Source organism: Amycolatopsis coloradensis, assembly GCF_001953865.1.
GTDB lineage: Bacteria > Actinomycetota > Actinomycetes > Mycobacteriales > Pseudonocardiaceae > Amycolatopsis > Amycolatopsis coloradensis.
Genome location: NZ_MQUQ01000018.1, coordinates 193,963 through 211,125 on the forward strand (window position 1 = coordinate 193,963; position 17,163 = coordinate 211,125).

The following is a 17,163-nucleotide window of genomic DNA, read 5'->3' on the forward strand; positions in this document are numbered from 1 at the left end:
CAGTGATGGACTCATGTACCCCCCAGTGAAGGCCCGAATCGGGCTCCCGGAATTTACCTTCGCCCAGGTCTGTCCCGGTAGCGGCCGTTCGGGCTATCCCTCCCGGCCCTGAGCCCGGATTCGGGGTGATCCCGGATAGCAGCGGCGCCGGATCGTCCCTAACGTCATGATCATGATCCGACGGATACTGCTGGCCTTCCTCGCCGGCGCGGCGGTCCTCCTCGTGCCCTGGACCGTCTACCTCGCCCACACGCTGCCCGACCGGTACGACACCGGCCAGTGGCGCGCGGCCTGGGTCGGATTCGACGTCGCACTCCTCCTCTGTTTCGCCACCGGGGCGTGGCTCGGGTCGCGTCGCCGCCGGGCGGCCGTACCGCTGCTGTCGGCCACGGCCGCGCTTCTGTGCTGCGACGCGTGGTTCGACGTCATGCTCGGCTGGACGTCGGCGGAGCGGTGGACCAGTATCGCGCTCGCCGTCTTCGTGGAGATCCCGGTGGCCGTCGTCCTCGTCCTCGCCGCACGACGGCTGTCGGGCACCACGATGCCCCGTCGAACGGTGACGTTGCACGACATCGCGATGCGGGAAGACCCGCGATACCAGCAGGTGGTGAGCGAGCTTCCCGCGACCGCCGACGACGTGGCACACGAGACGGGCCTCGGCCGAGCCGAAGTCACCGCATGCCTGAAGACATTGCAGGACAACGGTTTTGTCCGCCGTGACCGGAAGGGACGATGGATCTCGATCCCGCACGACCTGCGCGAGCCGAGGCCGGACGACTACGACGGCGCGGACCGGGAGCGGGTCGCCGCGTTCCTCGACGCCAAATACGCGAACGAGATCACGCTGCTGTCCTGGGCCGCGGAACACCGCGACGAGTTCGGCCCGTGGTCGACCGCTCAGCGGGCCTCGACTCGGCTGACCGAAGCGGAATTCCGTGAACTGGAAGCGGAGTATCGCGAGCTGATCATGCGCTACTGCCACCGGCGGCGACGTCCGGCGGCGAACGAGAAGGAACTTTCAGTGCGCTTCTACGCGTTTCCGCCGCCGGAGGCCGTGCCGTCCTGGATGAGTGATTCCGTGGAGATCGTGTGAAGTGCGACCCCGCGGGCGTGTTCTGACGTGTTCGCCTCGGGCGATTCGGCTCACCAGGTGTCCTTTGTGGACAAATCGAGAACCTCAGCCGCTGCCCCTCTAGGGATGCCGCCAGGCCAGGAACGTCTCCAGCGTCGTCAGCCGGTGCTCCCGTACCGCCAGTTCGATCTCCCCGGCGGGCGCGTTCCTGTCGAACAGATCGAGGATGTTCTGATGCTCCCGCACGGATTCGTGCGCGCGGCCGGGGACGAAGCTGAACGTCGACGTGCGCAGTCCGGCCAGCCGGTTCCAGCCGCGGTTGACCAGGTCGAGCACCTGAGGGTTGGGGCAGGTGCCGCACAGGACGCGGTGGAAGTCGCGGTTCAGCGCGGTGAACCGCGACGGCTCGAAGTTGTCGAGACAGGCGGTCAGTTCCGCGTTGAGCCCTTTCGCCTCGTCGAGTGCCTTGCCGGGCAACGACGGCGCCGCCAGCGCGGCGGCGTAGCCCTCGACCAGCGCGAGCGTCTGCATGGTGTGCTGGTAGTCGCTCTCGTCGGCCATCGCGACCTGCGCGCCGATGTTGTGCTCGTAGGTCACCAGCCCCTCGGCCTCCAGCCGCCGGACCGCCTCGCGCACGGGCACGGTGCTGACCCCGAGTTCCTGCGCGATCTGCCCGAACACGAGCCGGTAGCCGGGGGAGAACGTGCCGTCGTCGATCCGCGCCTTGATCCAGTGGTAGGCGATCTGCGACTTGCTCATCGCGGTCGAGTTCACCGCGTCGCCTGCGGTCACGAGTAGTGCAGCCAGACGGACTTGATCTCGGTGTACGCGTCGATCGCCCACGGGCCCATCTCACGGCCCCAGCCCGACGCCTTGTACCCGCCCCACGGCGCGGCCATGTCGGGGATCGGCGGCATGTTGACGAACACCGCGCCCGCCCGGATGCCGTTGGCGAACCGGTGCGCGACACCGAGGTCGCGGGTCCACACGGTGGCGGCGAGCCCGTACTCGGTGTCGTTGGCGCGGGCCAGAAGTTCGTCTTGATCGTCGTAGGCGGTGACGGCGAGGACCGGCCCGAAGATCTCTTCACGCATGATCGTCATGTCGTCGGCGACACCGGCGAACAGCGTCGGCGAGTAGAAGTAGCCGTCGCGATCAAGGGCTTGGCCGCCGGTGACCAGTTCGGCGCCCTGTTCGCGACCGGTCGAGACGAGGAAGTCCACGTGCTCGCGGTGCTTCGCGGACACGAGCGGCCCCAGCTGGCTCGATTCGTCCAGGCCCGGCCCCAGCTTGAGGCCCTCGAGTCCGGCGGCCAGTTTCGCGACGAACTCCTGCTCGCGTTTGCGGTCCACGAAGAACCGGGTGTACGCGGCACAGACCTGCCCGCTGTTCAGCGTCGCTCCCGCGAGGTTGCCCGCGACGGCGGCGTCGATGTCGGCGTCCGAGGCGATGATGCTGGGTGCCTTGCCGCCGAGTTCGAGGGTGAGCCGTTTGAGGTTCGACTCCGCGCTCGCCGCCGTGATCAGCTTCCCGACCGCGGTCGACCCGGTGTAGGACAGGTGATCGACGTCGCCGTGCCCGCTCAGGAGCGCGCCCACCGCGCCGTCGCCGGTGACCAGGTTGACCACGCCCGGCGGGAACCCGGCCTCGTCGGCGAGCTCCACCAGCCGGATGCTGGTCAGCGGCGTGACCTCGCTGGGCTTGATCACCACGGTGTTGCCGGTGGCCAGCGCGGGCGCGAGTTTCCACACCAGGATCATCAGCGGGAAGTTCCACGGCGTGATCAGCGCGTTCACCCCGACCGGCTCACGGCGCGTGTAGTGCAGCGTGTCCGGGAAGGACACCGGGTTGGTGGTGCCCTGGATCTTGGTCACCCAGCCCGCGAAGTACCGCAGGTGCTCGGCCGAGCCGGTGACGCTGACCTGGCGGGAGATGCCGATCGGCTGGCCCTGGTCGCGCGTTTCGAGCGCGGCCAGCTCCTCGTGGTGTTCGTCGACCAGCTCCGCCAGCTTGAACAGCAGCGCGGCCCGCTGGACCGGCAGCAGTCCCGCCCAGGCTGGGTCGTTCAGCGCCTTCCTGGCGGCGCCGACCGCTGCGTCGACGTCGGCGGCCGACGCGGTGCCGACTTCCTCGATCACCTGGCCGGTGGCCGGATCGTACGTCGGCAGCGACCCGCCTCCGGCGGCGGTCCACTGTCCGTCGATGAACAGGCGTGTGGCCATGGTTGGCTCCCCTCGACCGGTGTGTGATCGAGTATCGGACGCCATGCGGTCCCGGGTCTTGCCCGCCAGGGCACGCCGATTGTCGGCCAGCGAACCGAATCCGCCGGACGGGGTCCCGACTTGCGAGGGTGGGGGACATGGACGTCATCGTGGTAGGAGCGGGTTCGGCCGGTTCGGTGGTCGCCAGGAGACTGGCCGACTCCGGGGCGTGGGTGACCCTGCTCGAAGCCGGCGGGCCGGACACCAACCCGGCCATCCACGATCCCTCGCGCGCGGGAGAGCTGTGGCACGGCCCGGAGGACTGGGGCTACCACACGATGCCGCAGCCGCACGCGGCGAACCGGCGGCTGCACCTGCCGCGCGGGAAGGTGCTCGGCGGGTCGCATTCGCTCAACGCGATGATCTGGGTGCGCGGCGCCCCCGCCGACTACGACGGCTGGGATCTGCCCGGCTGGCGATGGGACGACGTGCGCCCGGTGTTCGAGCGGATCGAGAAGGACCTGCTCGACGTCGTGCCGAACGAGCCGCTGCACCCGATCCAGCAGTCCATTGTGGACGCCGCGGTGCAGATCGGCCTGCCGTTCAACCCGGACTACAACGGCGACGAGCTCGACGGTGTCTCGGTGCAGCGCGTCACCACGCGGGACGGCAAACGGCTCAACACCTGGCTCGCGTACGGGCAGCCCGCGGCCGAGCGGATGACCGTCCACACGGGAGCGCTGGTGCACCGGCTGCTGATGGAGGGCACCAAGGTGACCGGCGTGCTGGCCGAGGTCGACGGCGAACTGCGCAAGGTCTTCGCCGACGAGGTCGTGCTCGCCGCGGGTGCGCTGGCCTCGCCCGCGATCCTGCTCCGCAGCGGCATCGGACCGATCGGCGAACTCGACGTGCACGGCATCGACGTCGTCGCCGAGCTGCCGGGAGTGGGGCTGAACCTGCACGACCACCTGCTGTCGCCGGTCATCTTCGCGACCGACCGCCGTGAGGTCGAGCCGCCCGCACCCGGCCGCTCGGTGACGCAGACCCATCTGTTCTGGCGCAGCCGTCCCGGCCTGGACGTGCCCGACACCCAGCCGATCCACTTCAGCGTGCCGATGTACGAACCGTGGATGACCGGCCCGGAGACCGGGTTCTCGCTGATGGCGGGCATGGTCACGCCGCGCAGCCGGGGCAGCCTGCGGCTCTCGGGGCCGGGCCCGCTTGACGAGCCGCTCATCGACCTCGCCGCACTGGAGGACCCGGCCGATTTCGACAGCCTGGTCGCGTCGGTGGAGCAGTGCCGGGAGATCGGCCGGGCGGCCGCGCTGGCGGAGGACTGGGGTGCCCGCGAGCTGTATCCGGGGCCCGGGGCCGATGTCCGCGACTACGTCCGGCGGACCGCCATCACCTATCACCACCAGGTCGGGACCTGCCGGATGGGCACCGACGACCTGGCGGTGGTCGATCCGGAGTTGGCCGTGCACGGGATCAGCGGGCTCCGGATCGCCGACGCGTCGGTGCTGCCGCGGGTGACCACGGGCAACACCAACGCGCCGGCGGTGCTGGTCGGCGAGCAGGCCGCGCGGTTCATGCTCTCCCGATAGTGCGGCGCAGCCAGGAGGCCCGGGTGGCGCGTGCCGCCCTGGCCACTTCGCTGTCCGGGGCGAACCGGTCGAAACCGTGGTACGCGCCCGCCCAGACGTGCAGTTCGGTGGGCACTCCCGCCTGCCAGAGGCGCCGCGCGTAGTCGACGTCCTCGTCGCGGAAGATCTCGGCCGCGCCGACCTCGATGAACGCGGGCGGGAGCCCGGTGAGGTCGGGGGCGGTCGCCGGGACCGCGTACGGCGAGGTCTGTCCCTTCAGGAGGGAGCGCCAGCCGAACTCGTTGGCCGCCTGGCTCCACACGCCACGTTCGGCGAACTCCACAGTGGACGCCGAGTCGTTGGCGCTGTCGATCATCGGGCACAGCAGGAGCTGTCCAGCCAGCGCCGGTCCGCCGCGATCCCTGGCCAGCAAGGCGACCCCGGCGCTGAGGCCACCGCCCGCGCTGCCACCGCCGATGATCAGTCTCGCCGGATCGAAGCCCAGTTCACCGGCGTTCTCGGCCATCCAGGTCAAACCCGCGTAGCAGTCTTCGAGGGGCGCCGGATGCGGGTGTTCGGGCGCGAGCCGGTAGTCCACCGTCACCGCGACGAAGCCGAATTCCTCGACGAGCGCGATCATCCGGGGCAGGTCGGCGAATCGGTTGTCCAGCACCATGCCGCCGCCGTGGATGTTGTAGAACCCCGGTGCGCCCTGGGCATTCCGGGGTTTGACGACGGTGACGACGACGTCGGTGCCGGGCACGGTGCGATCTTTCCAGACGAGGTCGCGGTCGCCGATCGCCTCGGCGCAGCTCAGATTCCCCTCGGCCAGGGCTTTCCGCACGCTCGCCAGTGATTCGGCGCCGAGCGGGGGTCCGGAAGGCAGGCCTTCCAGGGCTTCGGCGAGTTCGGGGTCGAAGATCGTCACGGGCCCTCCGGGTCGACGCTGTCGCGGTCCGCCCAGAACGGTTCGACCAGCTCGCGCAGTTGCTTCGCGCCGACGCGTTCGACGAGGTCGACCGCGCCCAGGTTGTCCTTGAGCTGGTCGGTGCTGGTCGCACCGAACAAGGTGGTGGTGTTGGCCGGATGGGTGAGGGTGAAGGCCAGGCACAGCTGCGCCGCCGTCACGCCGAGGTCGCCCGCGATCTTCGCGAGTTCCGGGGCGGAGGAGGCGATGCGCTCGCGGATGTCGCCGGGATCGCGGCCGACCTGACGCGCGCCGCTGTTCTTGCCCAGCAGGACCCCGCCCTCGAAGATGTCCGAGGACTGGAGCGTGACCCCGAGTTCACCGAAGACCTGTTTGAAGGGCTCACCGTCCGGAATGGACCGTCGGGCGACGCTGTACTTAAGCTGCGCGATGGCGGGGCCGGGGACGTTCTCTTGGACGGCGAAGTCGTGCAGGGCCCGGATGGTGGTGGCGGACCAGTTGTTCACGCCCCACTGGCCGATGAGCCCGGCCTCACGGAGTTCGTCCAGATCCAGGACGAGCTGATGAAGATCGGTGTCGTCCCGCCGGAGATCGCCCAGCACCACCAGATCGGCGTGCTCGACCCCGGCGCGGAACAGCGCGTTGTCCAGCTGGTCGCGCAGGTTGTGCTCCGGATAGCCCTCCAGCCACAGTTTGGCCGAAAGCAGGTAATCCTCACGCTTGATCCCGGCCGCGCGGACCATCGCGGAGAACAGCACGTCGGTGTAGACCGGGGTGGCGCCGGGGAAACCGTAGACGCCGACGTCGAAGAGCGTGATCCCGGAATCGACCGCGGTGCGGACCAGGTTCACCGCCTCGCGGAAGTCCATCCGGTCGTAGGTGTGCCAGGAACCGAGCGAGAGCACGCCGGTGAGCGGGCCGTCGCGGCCGATGCGGCGCTGAGGGATGACGGACACGGGAGTCTCCTAGGGAAGACGGGGATCGATGACGGCTTTGAGTTCGCCGAGCCGAGACATCGACTCGACGCTCCGGGAAGCTTCGGAAAGCCCGACGGGCGCGCTGAACAGTCCGTCCCAGGGCAGCCGGTCGGCGAAGGTGCGGAAGAAGTCCACCGAGCGGTGGTAGTCGGCGATGTCGCCGTTGAGCGAGCCGACGACCGTGAGTTCCTTGCCCATCACGGTACCCAGCGCCACGGGGGAGGGCGCGGGGCCGGTGGAACCGACGATCGCGATCGTCCCGCGCTGCGCCGCGAACGCGACGGCCTCCTCGCCGATGGTCGGCCCGCCCGCGAAGTCGAAGACGTGATCGGCGCCGCGGCCGCCGGTGAGTTCCTTGACCCGCTCGACGCGCTCTTCGGCGGTGCCGTCGACCGGGATCGTCGCTGTCGCGCCGAAGCGTTCGGCGGTCGCCAACCGGTCGGCGGGCCCGCCGATGGTGATCACGTCACCCGCGCCGGAGATCCGCGCGACGGCGGTGGCGAACACACCCAGCGCGCCGGCGCCCTGGACGACGACCGTCGCACCGGGACGGATCCCGCCCGAACGCGAGACGGCCCGCAGTACGGTCTTGCCCGCGCAGCCGGACATCGAGGCCCAGGTGTCCTTGACGTCGTCCGGGAGCAGGAGCTTGGCCGCGCCGGGTGTCACGTAGCAGTACCGGACCAGACCGCCGGTGGCGTACGGGAAGACGTCGGAACGCTGGAGGAAGCCGTATCCGCGCTTCTCGCACGCGACAGGTTCACGCAGGATCGTGCAGCCGTGACATTTCCCGCAGGTCGACTCGGACCAGCCGATGCGGTCGCCTTCGGTGATCTCACGGCCGAGGGTGTCGGTGGTGCCCGGACCGACGGCCACCACCTCGCCGACCATTTCGTGACCCAGCACCATCGGGAGCATGCCGGGGAAGGTCATCTGGCCGGACCAGAGGTGCACGTCGGTGCCGCACAACGTGGTGCAGGTGATCCGGACCAGCGCGGCGCCCGGTTCCGGCTCTTCCGGCAGCGGTAGTTCCCGCAAGGTGAGCGCGGAGCCGTGTTCGGTGAGCACCGCCGCTTCGGTTCTGTTGACCATCTTTTTAGTCTACAGTCGTAGGAGAAAAAGTCCAGATCCCGGAGGAAACCATGCCGTCGCAACGTATTCGCCCCGCATCACTCGTGCTTCGCGGCGGTCCGATCCTCACCTTCGACCCGGCGGGCACCGTCGTGTCGGCGATGGCGGTCCGCGACGACCGGATCGTCGCCGTCGGCGATGTCGCCTTGGACCACATCGGCCCGGAGACCGAGGTGATCGACCTGGCGGGCAGAACCGTTTTGCCCGGTGTCAACGACGCGCACCTGCACGCGACCTGGCTCGGTGCCCGGTGGCCGGACACGCTCATCGGTGGTGCGGGATTCACCGGAGGAGAAGAGAAAACGGTGCGCACCGCGGCCGAACGGCGGGCCGCCATCCTGCGCGCGGGCGATCTGTGCGCGTCACTCGGCATCACGAGCTACACCGAGCCCGGCCTGGGCCCGGGCGAAACGGGCTGTTTCGGCGCCGAAGTGCTGGAGGAATACGCGGCACTCGCCGCGGAAGGACTTCTGCGGGCGAGGGTGACCGCGCTGCGGTTGTTCGGCCTGCTCGACGGCGCCAGTTCGCTGCCGGACTTCGAACGTGGGCTGGCGACGCCGTCACCGGCCGCGGATCCGTTGTGGCTCACCGTGCCCGGGGTGAAGATCTTCGCCGACGGGATCCCGCCGATGCGGTCCGCGTGGACACACCATTGCTACGCCGACGGGTCACACGGCGCCCTGCTGGTGGACGGTGACGACGATCCCGGCCGCGCGGGCAATCTCGCCGCCATGATCGACCTGGCCCACGAGGCCGGGATGATGGTCGCGGTGCACGCCACGGGGGATCGCAGTATCGAGGCCGCGCTCGGATCGCTCCGCCGAGGCGATCACCTGGTGCACGGGGATCTGGTGACGGCGGATCAGCTGGCGCGGATGGCTTCGGCGGGGGTCGGCCTGACCACGCAGCCCGCGATCGCGGTGGCGATGCGCGGCATGCTGACGGACGCCCTCGGTGCCGAGGTCGGCGCACGCGCCTGGCCGCTGGCCGAGATGCTCGATTCGGGTGTCCCGCTGACCTTGAGCAGTGACGCGCCGGTGGTCACCCCGGACTGGCGGGTGCACATCGCCGCGGCCGCCCGGATGCTGGAAGCGTCCGAAGTGGACGCCGGGCTGATGGCCAGACTTCTGCGTTGCTACACGGTCGCGGCCGCCGAACAGGACGGCGCGGCGGACTGGAAGGGGTCGCTGACCGTGGGCCGCGTCGCCGACTTCTGTGTGCTCGCGGCGAATCCGCTGGAAACCGCGTTCGCGGACCTGCCGGACGTCGGTGTCGAACTCACCGTGTCCGGCGGCCGCGTCGTCCACTCAGGTGAGCAGTTGCCCGCCGTCGACCTGGAGGCTTACCCCGGTGAGATGGCCGGCGTCGGCGGAGGCGAGGAACAGGACTGACGGCACCACGTCGGCGACGGAAGCGATGGTTCCCAACGGGATTCTCGCTTCCCACGCCGCGCGGGCGGCGGTGTCCGACGCGAATCCGGCGGTCATCGGCGTGAGCACCGGGCCGGGCGCGACGGCGTTGACCCGGATCCCGTGGGGCGCCAGTTCGAGCGCGGCGGACCGGGTGAGCGCCTCGACCGCGGCCTTGGTGGCCTCGTAATGGCCGAGTCCGGGAGTCGGCTGCCGGGCGCCGATGGAGGTGATGTTGACGATGGCGCCACGGGTGCCCGCTTCGAGCATATGCGCGCCGACCGCGCGGGTCATCAGGAAGGTGCCGCGGAAGTTCACCCGCATGCACAGGTCGAAGACGCCGATGTCCAGTCCCACCAACGGTCCGCCGCCCCCGGCGAGGCCGGCGTTGTTGACCAGGACGTCCACCGGCCCGAAGTCGCCGGTGATCAGCGCCAGCGCCGCGTCGACCGAACCCGGGTCGGAGATATCGAGTTCGACGTGTTCCGCGCCGAGTTCCTTGGCCAGGTCGTGAGCCGCGCGCGCGTCGACGTCGGCGATGACCACGCGGTCGCCCGCGGACTGGAAGGCTTCGGCGACTCCGCGGCCGATGCCACTGGCGCCGCCGGTCACCACTACGAGTCTCTTGTTCATTCTACGATCGTAGACTAAAACTTGTTTCCGTTGCCAGCGAAAGGAAATCTCGTGTACGGGAAGCAGAACGGACTGGGCTTCGCCACTTCGGCGCTGAGCCTGGGATCCTGGAACACCTGGGACCGCATGGACTTCGACGACGCGGTGCGCCTGATCCGGCACGCGATCGACGCCGGGGTCACCCTGTTCGACGTGGCCTACTACAACATGGGGCCGCATTCCGAACAGTCGCGTACGGATCTCCTCTTCGGCGAGGCTGTCCGGGCGGCCGGGATCAACCGCGACGACTATCAACTGTGCGGGAAACTCTGGCTCTGGGACTACCCGAACACCGGTTTCGCCGAGCAACTCGCGACCTCGTTCGACCGGATCGGCGTCGACCGCGCGGAAGCGGTCGTGGTCGGCGACTACTTCGACCGGCCGGACATCCCGCGGATCGTCACCGAGGTCGCCGAACAGATCCGCCTCGGCCGGTTCGACGTGTGGGGCGTGAACAACTGGCTGGCGTCGGATCTCGACCGGGCGCTGGACTTCGCTGCCGAAGAGGGGCTCCCGGCGCCGGGTTTCGCCCAGCTGAAGTACAGCGTCGCGCGGCGCTCGATGGCTGAAGGGCCCTTCTACGGCCCGCATTTCGAAGCCGGACGATTGACTTTGCAGGCGTCGGACGTGTTCGAGGGCGGGGTGCTGCTCGGCAAGACCCCGGACCGGAAGATCGGCGCGGACCCCGGCGGTATCCGCGAGTCGATCCGGGCGGCAGCCTCGCGTGTCACCGCTGTTGCCGGAGACTTCGGTGTGAGCCCTTCGCAGCTGGCGATCGCGTTCTGTCTCGCCTACGCGCCGGTGGCGAACGTACTGTTCGGGGTGAGCCGCCTCGCGCAACTAGAGGACAACTTGGGCGCGGTACGGCTGGCTTCCGAGCACGGCGCGGAGGTGCGGGACGCTCTGGAGGACCTCTGGCTGGACCGCTCGGTCGCCGCCGATGGCACCCTCTGACTCCCGTCCCGGGTGTTATGAACGGGACTTTCATGGCAAAATTTGCCATGAAAGTCCCGTTCATAACACGCTTCCAGGCCTTGGTTCGCGGTGCTCGGGTGGTGCTCCGGCCACGCCGGCTGAAGTACATGAAGGCCTCCTTCCTTGCGCCTAGCGCAAGGAAGGAGGCCTTCATGTACTTCAGGAAGCCCACGGTTCCCTACCCGAGGAACTCCCGCACCGCAGTCTTGAACTCCGGGCTCCGCAGCGCCCCGCCGTGATCCCCGGGCACCCGCACCAGCGAAGCGCCCGGCACCAGTTCGACGAGCGTTTCGATGCCCTGGCTCACCGGATCGTCCGTACCGGCCACGAACCGGGTCGGCACGGCGACGGCACCCACGGCAGGAGTGAACGGTTCGGCGCGCAGATCCTCGATACACCGCGCGAGCGCGGCCGGATTCCGGCCCGGCGCGGTGATCATGTGCGCGATCATCCCGGTCAGCGGATCCGACGGTGCCTTGCCGCCGTCGGCGAACGCCAGCGCGGCCGCGACATCGACGGCGCCGAAGGGCTCGAACGGGCTCACGCCCGCCAGCACGAGCCGCCGCACCGGCGCCTGGGCGGGCAGTTCCCAGGACAGCCGGGCACCCAGCGAGTAGCCGACAACGTCCACTTCGGACAGATCCGCGACGAGCCGTGACAGTTCGCCGGTGATCGCGGCCGCGCCCAGCGAGCCCGTGGGTGCCGGGCTGGAGCCGTGAGCGGGCAGGTCGGGTACGAGCACCTCGCGACCCATGGCGGTGAGCGCGGCGGGCCACCCCGTGGTGATCCAGTCGGTGTGCCCGTCGGAGGCGAATCCGTGCACCAGCAGTACCGGCGGTCCCGAGACGACCTCGGGGACGAAACGGCGCACGGCCAGGGAAGTAGTGGCAGACAACGGAATCCTTTCTCAGCTGCCGGAGGGGCGGCGGGTGCGCAGGCGTTGCATCTCGCTCAGCGTCCGCGCACGGGCGTCGACGGCGATCCGCAGCGACGATCCGATGAGGTTCAGCAGGAACACGCACACCATGATCGTCACGCCGGGCGCGATCACCAGCCAGGGCGCCTGCACCAGGTAAGACCGCCCTTCGGCGATCATGTTGCCCCAGGTCGGGGTCGGGGGAGCGATACCGAGGCCGAGGAAGCTCATCGCGCCGTCGACCAGCATCGCGGCCGCGGACAGGATCACCACCTGCACCAGCGCCAGCGGCAGCACGTTCGGGAACACGTGGACGACGAGGATCTTCCCCTTGCTCATTCCCGAAACCCGCGCCGCGCCGATGTACGCCCGGCCGGCGATGCCGAGCACCCGGCTGCGGATGACACGGGCGGTGAACGGGGTGAAGATCACCGTCAGCGCGATCAACTCGGTCCAGATGCTCGCGCCGAGCGAGATCGCCAGCGCCATCGCCAGGATGATCGCCGGGAACGACATCCAGGCGTCCATCACCCGCATCAGCACCGCGTCCGCCGCCCGGAAGAAACCGCTGATCAGCCCGATCACGAGACCGGTGAACGCCGCGCACAGGGTGATCAAGGCCGACAGCCCGAGTGACGCGCGCCCGCCGGAGACCAGCCGGGCGAGCACGTCACGGCCGAACGAGTCCGTGCCGAGTGGATGCGCGGCCGACGGCGGCAGGAGCCGGTTGACCGGATCGGTCGCGCTCACGCTGGGCAGGAAGAACGGCAGCACGAGCACGGCCAGGACGATCAGCGCCAGCAGCGCGGTGGTGATGACCAGCATCCGGTTGCGCCGGAACAGCTTGGCCGCGCGACCGGCCGAGGGTGCTTCACGCACCGACGGCGTCTTTTCCACCAGAGCCACGCTCACGAGACACGCACCTTCGGGTCGAGCAGCGCGTACGACAGGTCCACCAGCAGGTTGACCAATACGAACAGCACCGCGACGAACAGCGTCACACCCTGGATCAGCGGGAAGTCCCGGGTGGACACCGCGCCCATCAGCAGATGGCCCAGCCCCGGCACGACGAAGATGGACTCGATGATCACGATCCCGCCGACCAGCATGGCGAAGTTGCTGCCCAGCTGGGTGATCAGCGGCATCAGCGCGTTCGGCAGGACATGTTTGGTCATGACCTGCCGCTCGGACAGGCCCTTCACCCGCGCGGTGCGCAGATACGCCAGCGGAAGCTCGCCGAGCAGGCTTTCGCGCAGGGTGAGCACGAACAACGCCGTCTGCCCGATGACCAGCACGGTCAGCGGCAGCACGAGCGCGGGCACCGCCGTCGCCGGCTCGGTGAACAGGTTTTCGTAGCCGCTGGAGGGGAACCAGCGCAGTGTCACCGAGAACACCAGCACGAGCATCAGCGAGATCCAGAAGTCCGGCATCGCCATCCCCAGAGCCGACAACCTGTCCAGCAGCCGCGCCACCGGGTTGCGCGGCGAGACGGCCTGCCAGGACGTGATGGCGACCGAAAGGAAGAAGCTGATCACCGTGGACAGCACGGCCAGCGTCAGCGTCGGCAGGATGTGGTCGGCGACCACGCCGAGCACCGGCGCGTGGTAGGTGATCGACGTGCCGAAATCGCCTCGCAGCACGTTCCCGGCCCAGCCGAGATACTGCTCCCACAGTGTTCCGTTCAGCCCCATGCTCTCCCGTAGCGCGTCCACATCGGACGGACGTGCCGTCGGGCCGAGGATGGCCTGCGCCGGGTCGCCGGGGATCAGCCGGATGACGAAGAACATCATCGTCCCGACGATCACCAGGATGATCACCAGATCGCGCAGCCTGCGCAGCAGCAGACCGGTCATGATGCCAGCCAGGTGTTCCAGAAGACGCGGTAGAAGTCGCCGTAGCCCTTGAGCTTGGGGGAGTAGGCCGCGTACAGCCTGGACTGGCTCAGGGTGATCACCGACAACTGCTTCCAGGTGAACGCCTGGAGCTTGTCCACCACGGCCTTCGCCTGCTCAGGCGTGGTCGAGGCGTTGAACTCGGCCATCAGCCCGTCCAGTTCGGGCGAGGAAGACCCGTTCAGCGTGCCCAGGGTGAGCGCGGGCATCTGCGCGGGCGAGGTCAGCGCCGAGTCGAAGAACAGCGTGGTGATGTCCCAGCCACCCGGTTCCTTCGTCAACGTGCCCAGCATCGTGGCGAAGTCGAAGGTGTCGATCTTGGTGTTGATGCCGATCTTCGACAGGCTGTCCTGGATCAGCACGGCCCACTTCCCGAACTCCGGGTAGGAGTTCGTGGTGACGATGTGAATCGTGGCACCGGCGGTGATCCCGGCCTCGGCCAGCAACTGCTTGGCCTTCTCCGGATCGTGCTTCTTGTAGACCTCTTCGCCCGCGGTGGAATAGAACTGCTTGTTGTCCGGGGAGGCGAAGGCGCCGGTCTCGACGGTGAGGTCCTTGCTGCCACCGGTGGCCGCGTTGATCGCGGGCTTGTCCAGCAACAGGTTCAGCGCCTCGCGGGCACGGGGATCGGCGAACTTCGAACCGGGGTTGAAGTTCGGGATGATCACATTGTCGTTGCCGCCGGGCAGGTTGTGCACGACCACGGCCGGGTTGTTGCGCAGGGTCTCGTACTGGTCGTTGGTGGGCATGATGTGATCCCACTGGCCGGTCTGGAGGCCGTTGATCAGCGCGTCCTGGTCGGAGACCACCTTGTAGGTCACGGTGTCGAGGTACGCGTGCTTGGCGCCCGCCTGGCCGCCCCAGTCCTCTTCGGACCGGGACTTGTAGCCGGAGTGGCGCTCCAGCACCAGTTCGCGGCCGATGTCCCAGCTCTTCAGCTTGTACGGCCCGGTCCCGATCGCCTTGTCCTGGCCGAACCCGGTCGGTGGGACACCGGTGAGGTTCTTCGCCTCGTAGATCTCCGTGCCCGCACCGGCGAGTTCGTTGATCAGCGGGTAGCGCGGCTGCTTGAGCTTGATGGTCACCGTGGCCGGGTCGGCCGGGGTGATCGCCTCGATGTCCGGGGTGACCAGCTGGCCGGTGCGGTGGACCTGCTGCCACCGCTTGAGGCTCGCCACGACGTCTTCGGACGTCAGCGGGTTGCCGTCGTGGAAGGTGACACCCTGGCGCAGCTTGAAGGTGTAGGTGAGCCTGTCCGGGCTGGTGGTGAAGTCCTCGACCAGCATGGGCCGGGCGGTGAAAGCTCGGTCCACTTCGAACAGCTTCTCGTACATCATGTTGCCGATGTGCGCGGTCACCTGGCCGGGGTTGGCGACCATGTCGAGGGACTGCGGATCGGTGGGCACGGCGACGTTGAGGTTGCCGCCGGGCTTCGGGGGCCCGTCGGCGGCGCCACCGCCCGCCTGCCCTCCCATACACGAGCTGAGCAGCAGGACGGTCGCCACGCCGAGCGCGGCCGAGGTCAGGGTTCGTCTCATGGGTTCCGCACTCCAGGGTGGGGGTGGACGGGCAGCTCGGGGTTCGCCGCGAGCAGGCGGCGGGTGTACTCGTGCCGGGCGCGGAGCCGGATCTCGTCCGGGTCGCCGATTTCGATCAGCTCGCCCCGGTACATCACGCCGACCCGGTCGGCGACCGAGAGCACCAGGCTGAGGTTGTGCGTGATGAACAGGAAACTGAGCGCGCGGGTGCGCCGCAGGTCGAGTAGCAGGTTCATCACCTGGCCCTGCACCGAGACGTCGAGCGCGGAGGTGGGCTCGTCGGCGACGATGAGGTCCGGTTCGGCGGCGATCGCGCGGGCGATCGAGACACGCTGCCGCTGACCGCCGGAGAGCTGTGACGGCAGTTTCTTCGCGGTGTCCGACGGGAGCCCGACCTCGTCGATCAGTTCGGTGACCCGGCGGTCGAGTTCCGCGCCGCGCAGGCCAGTGAGTTCCCGCAAGGGTTCGGCGATGATCCGCGCGGCGGTGTGCCGCGGATCGAGTGAACTCTGCGGGTCCTGGAAGATGAGTTGCGCGCGGCGGCGGAACGAGCGCTCGTCGCCGTCGAGACCGGACGGGGTGCACCGGTGCTCGCCGAAGGCGATGCTGCCTCCTGTCGGGGTCTCCAGCGCGCTCACCAGGCGGCCGAGCGTCGTCTTGCCGGAACCGGATTCCCCGACCAGGCCGAAGAACTCACCCGGGGCTATCTCCAGCGAGACGTCCTTGACCGCGTGCACCTCCGGCTCACGGGTCAGCGAGAACCTGCCACGACGTCCGTACACTTTGGACACCGACTCGATGACGAGCGTGGTGCCCTCGCCCGCGTTCTCCGCTTTCTCGCGGCTCAGCGCCTTGGTCTCGGTCGCGACCGCCGATTCGCCGTTCATCGCGGCCTCGAGCAAGGCTTCGGAGATGGTGGGGAAGCCGTCGCGTCTGCTCACCCCGAGTTTCGGCACGCAGTCGAGCAACGCCTTGGTGTAGGGATGCTTCGGCGCGTGCAGAATGTCCTCTTTGGACCCGAGTTCGACCAGTTCGCCGCGGTACATCACCGCGATCCGGTCGGCCACCTGCGCGGCCACGCCCATGTCGTGCGTGATGAAGACGCACGCGGTGCCGTGGTCGCGGCGGACGCGGTCGAACAGGGTGAGGATCTCCGCCTGCGTGGTCACGTCCAGGGCCGTGGTCGGCTCGTCGGCGATCAGCAGGCCAGGGTCGGCCATCAGGGCCAGCGCGATCATCACGCGCTGCTGCATCCCGCCCGACATCTGGTGCGGGTACAGGGAAAGCACCCGGTCGGTGTCGGTGAGGCCGACCTCCTTCAACAGGCCACGTGCCTTCGCTTCGGCGTCGCGGTGCAATGGCGTGCCCTTGCGCGCGGCTTGGCGTGGCAGGGAACCGGGCTTGCGATAGGCCTCGATCAGCTGCTTGCCGACGCGCTGACTGGGATTGAGCGAATCCAGCGCCTCCTGGAAGATCATCCCGATTCGCGGGCCGCGGTAGGAGCGCATCTCGTCGGCGGAGAGCCGCGTGAGATCCACGCCGTCGACGGTGATCTCGCCGCGCGTGAACACCGGCGCGACGAACTCCAGCAACCGGATGATCGACAAGGCCGTCACCGTTTTACCGCTGCCGGATTCGCCGACCACGCAGAGTGTGCGGCCTTGTTCGAGGCCGAACGAGAGTTCTCGGACCAGTTCGCGTTCGGTTTCGTCGGCGATCACGCCGACGGTCAGTTCTCGTAATTCGAGCAGGGTCATGAATCCCCTTTCCCGAGCCCGCCCGAAGCGGACCGCACAGCCGGGGAACGGGCCTCCGGCGGGGGTGGTTCTACGCATGTTGACACCGGGGGGCGGCACTGTCAATGGGTAT

The 17,163-nt window shown here is 68.8% G+C and carries 15 protein-coding genes; 4 read left to right on the forward strand and 11 right to left on the reverse strand.

Features of this window, described 5'->3' with window-relative positions:
• Window positions 1-172 precede the first annotated feature (172 nt).
• Complete coding sequence (locus BS329_RS31475; protein ID WP_244197370.1) at window positions 173-1,093, forward strand: helix-turn-helix domain-containing protein; 921 nt, start codon at window positions 173-175, stop codon at window positions 1,091-1,093.
• A 99-nt stretch (window positions 1,094-1,192) separates the two neighbouring features.
• Here BS329_RS31475 and BS329_RS31480 read toward each other — a convergent pair whose 3' ends face one another.
• Together BS329_RS31480 and BS329_RS31485 are read right to left on the reverse strand one after the other, a co-directional pair.
• On the reverse strand, window positions 1,193-1,864 hold the full coding sequence (locus tag BS329_RS31480; protein ID WP_084750430.1) for a GntR family transcriptional regulator: 672 nt from the start codon (window positions 1,862-1,864) through the stop codon (window positions 1,193-1,195).
• Window positions 1,861-3,294, reverse strand: coding sequence for an aldehyde dehydrogenase family protein (locus tag BS329_RS31485; protein WP_076165289.1), 1,434 nt, complete (start codon window positions 3,292-3,294; stop codon window positions 1,861-1,863). The genes BS329_RS31480 and BS329_RS31485 overlap by 4 nt, the downstream gene beginning before the upstream one ends.
• Before the next feature lie 137 nt (window positions 3,295-3,431).
• Here BS329_RS31485 and BS329_RS31490 point away from each other — a divergent pair, with 137 nt between their 5' ends.
• Window positions 3,432-4,877: a GMC family oxidoreductase gene (locus BS329_RS31490; RefSeq protein WP_076165291.1), complete on the forward strand. Its 1,446-nt coding sequence runs from the start codon at window positions 3,432-3,434 to the stop codon at window positions 4,875-4,877.
• On the opposite strand, the gene BS329_RS31495 is transcribed toward BS329_RS31490, so the two are convergent.
• The 3 genes from BS329_RS31495 to BS329_RS31505 are packed head-to-tail and all read right to left on the reverse strand — an operon-like array spanning window position 4,861 to window position 7,853.
• Window positions 4,861-5,784, reverse strand: coding sequence for an alpha/beta hydrolase (locus BS329_RS31495; RefSeq protein ID WP_076165293.1), 924 nt, complete (start codon window positions 5,782-5,784; stop codon window positions 4,861-4,863). The two genes, BS329_RS31490 and BS329_RS31495, sit on opposite strands and share 17 nt — an antisense overlap.
• Window positions 5,781-6,740 (reverse strand): aldo/keto reductase, encoded by a 960-nt coding sequence (locus BS329_RS31500; protein WP_076165295.1) that lies wholly within the window; start codon window positions 6,738-6,740, stop codon window positions 5,781-5,783. The genes BS329_RS31495 and BS329_RS31500 overlap by 4 nt, the downstream gene beginning before the upstream one ends.
• Before the next feature lie 9 nt (window positions 6,741-6,749).
• Entirely contained in the window at window positions 6,750-7,853 is a 1,104-nt protein-coding gene (locus BS329_RS31505) for a zinc-binding dehydrogenase (RefSeq protein ID WP_076165297.1), read from the reverse strand.
• A gap of 50 nt (window positions 7,854-7,903) precedes the next feature.
• On the opposite strand from BS329_RS31505, the gene BS329_RS31510 reads away from it, so the two are divergent.
• A complete protein-coding gene (locus BS329_RS31510; RefSeq protein WP_208619307.1) occupies window positions 7,904-9,283 on the forward strand; it encodes an amidohydrolase in 1,380 nt (459 codons plus the stop codon).
• Here BS329_RS31510 and BS329_RS31515 read toward each other — a convergent pair.
• Window positions 9,200-9,916 (reverse strand): SDR family NAD(P)-dependent oxidoreductase, encoded by a 717-nt coding sequence (locus BS329_RS31515; protein ID WP_084750451.1) that lies wholly within the window; start codon window positions 9,914-9,916, stop codon window positions 9,200-9,202. The two genes, BS329_RS31510 and BS329_RS31515, sit on opposite strands and share 84 nt — an antisense overlap.
• Before the next feature lie 69 nt (window positions 9,917-9,985).
• Between BS329_RS31515 and BS329_RS31520 the strand changes: the two genes are divergently transcribed.
• Window positions 9,986-10,927, forward strand: coding sequence for an aldo/keto reductase (locus BS329_RS31520; protein ID WP_076165301.1), 942 nt, complete (start codon window positions 9,986-9,988; stop codon window positions 10,925-10,927).
• 199 nt (window positions 10,928-11,126) lie between these two features.
• On the opposite strand, the gene BS329_RS31525 is transcribed toward BS329_RS31520, so the two are convergent.
• The 5 genes from BS329_RS31525 to BS329_RS31545 are packed head-to-tail and all read right to left on the reverse strand — an operon-like array spanning window position 11,127 to window position 17,051.
• Window positions 11,127-11,825 (reverse strand): alpha/beta fold hydrolase, encoded by a 699-nt coding sequence (locus tag BS329_RS31525; protein ID WP_076165419.1) that lies wholly within the window; start codon window positions 11,823-11,825, stop codon window positions 11,127-11,129.
• A 30-nt stretch (window positions 11,826-11,855) separates the two neighbouring features.
• The gene (locus BS329_RS31530; protein ID WP_076165303.1) at window positions 11,856-12,776 is read right to left on the reverse strand and encodes an ABC transporter permease; all 921 of its coding nucleotides are present in this window, start codon (window positions 12,774-12,776) and stop codon (window positions 11,856-11,858) included.
• Entirely contained in the window at window positions 12,773-13,717 is a 945-nt protein-coding gene (locus BS329_RS31535) for an ABC transporter permease (protein WP_076165304.1), read from the reverse strand. The genes BS329_RS31530 and BS329_RS31535 overlap by 4 nt, the downstream gene beginning before the upstream one ends.
• On the reverse strand, window positions 13,714-15,294 hold the full coding sequence (locus BS329_RS31540; RefSeq protein WP_076165306.1) for an ABC transporter substrate-binding protein: 1,581 nt from the start codon (window positions 15,292-15,294) through the stop codon (window positions 13,714-13,716). Before BS329_RS31540 ends, BS329_RS31535 begins: the two co-directional genes overlap by 4 nt.
• Window positions 15,291-17,051, reverse strand: coding sequence for a dipeptide ABC transporter ATP-binding protein (locus tag BS329_RS31545; RefSeq protein ID WP_076165308.1), 1,761 nt, complete (start codon window positions 17,049-17,051; stop codon window positions 15,291-15,293). Before BS329_RS31545 ends, BS329_RS31540 begins: the two co-directional genes overlap by 4 nt.
• Between the last annotated feature and the right edge of the window lie 112 nt (window positions 17,052-17,163).

Excerpts from the sequence above, each read along its gene's own strand:
- BS329_RS31510 (WP_208619307.1), top strand. The coding sequence starts at position 7,904 with ATGCCGTCGCAACGTATTCGCCCCGCATCACTCGTGCTTCGCGGCGGT.
- BS329_RS31540 (WP_076165306.1), bottom strand. The coding sequence starts at position 15,294 with ATGAGACGAACCCTGACCTCGGCCGCGCTCGGCGTGGCGACCGTCCTG.
- BS329_RS31490 (WP_076165291.1), top strand. The coding sequence starts at position 3,432 with ATGGACGTCATCGTGGTAGGAGCGGGTTCGGCCGGTTCGGTGGTCGCC.
- BS329_RS31485 (WP_076165289.1), bottom strand. The coding sequence starts at position 3,294 with ATGGCCACACGCCTGTTCATCGACGGACAGTGGACCGCCGCCGGAGGC.
- BS329_RS31505 (WP_076165297.1), bottom strand. The coding sequence starts at position 7,853 with ATGGTCAACAGAACCGAAGCGGCGGTGCTCACCGAACACGGCTCCGCG.
- BS329_RS31475 (WP_244197370.1), top strand. The coding sequence starts at position 173 with ATGATCCGACGGATACTGCTGGCCTTCCTCGCCGGCGCGGCGGTCCTC.
- BS329_RS31535 (WP_076165304.1), bottom strand. The coding sequence starts at position 13,717 with ATGACCGGTCTGCTGCTGCGCAGGCTGCGCGATCTGGTGATCATCCTG.
- BS329_RS31545 (WP_076165308.1), bottom strand. The coding sequence starts at position 17,051 with ATGACCCTGCTCGAATTACGAGAACTGACCGTCGGCGTGATCGCCGAC.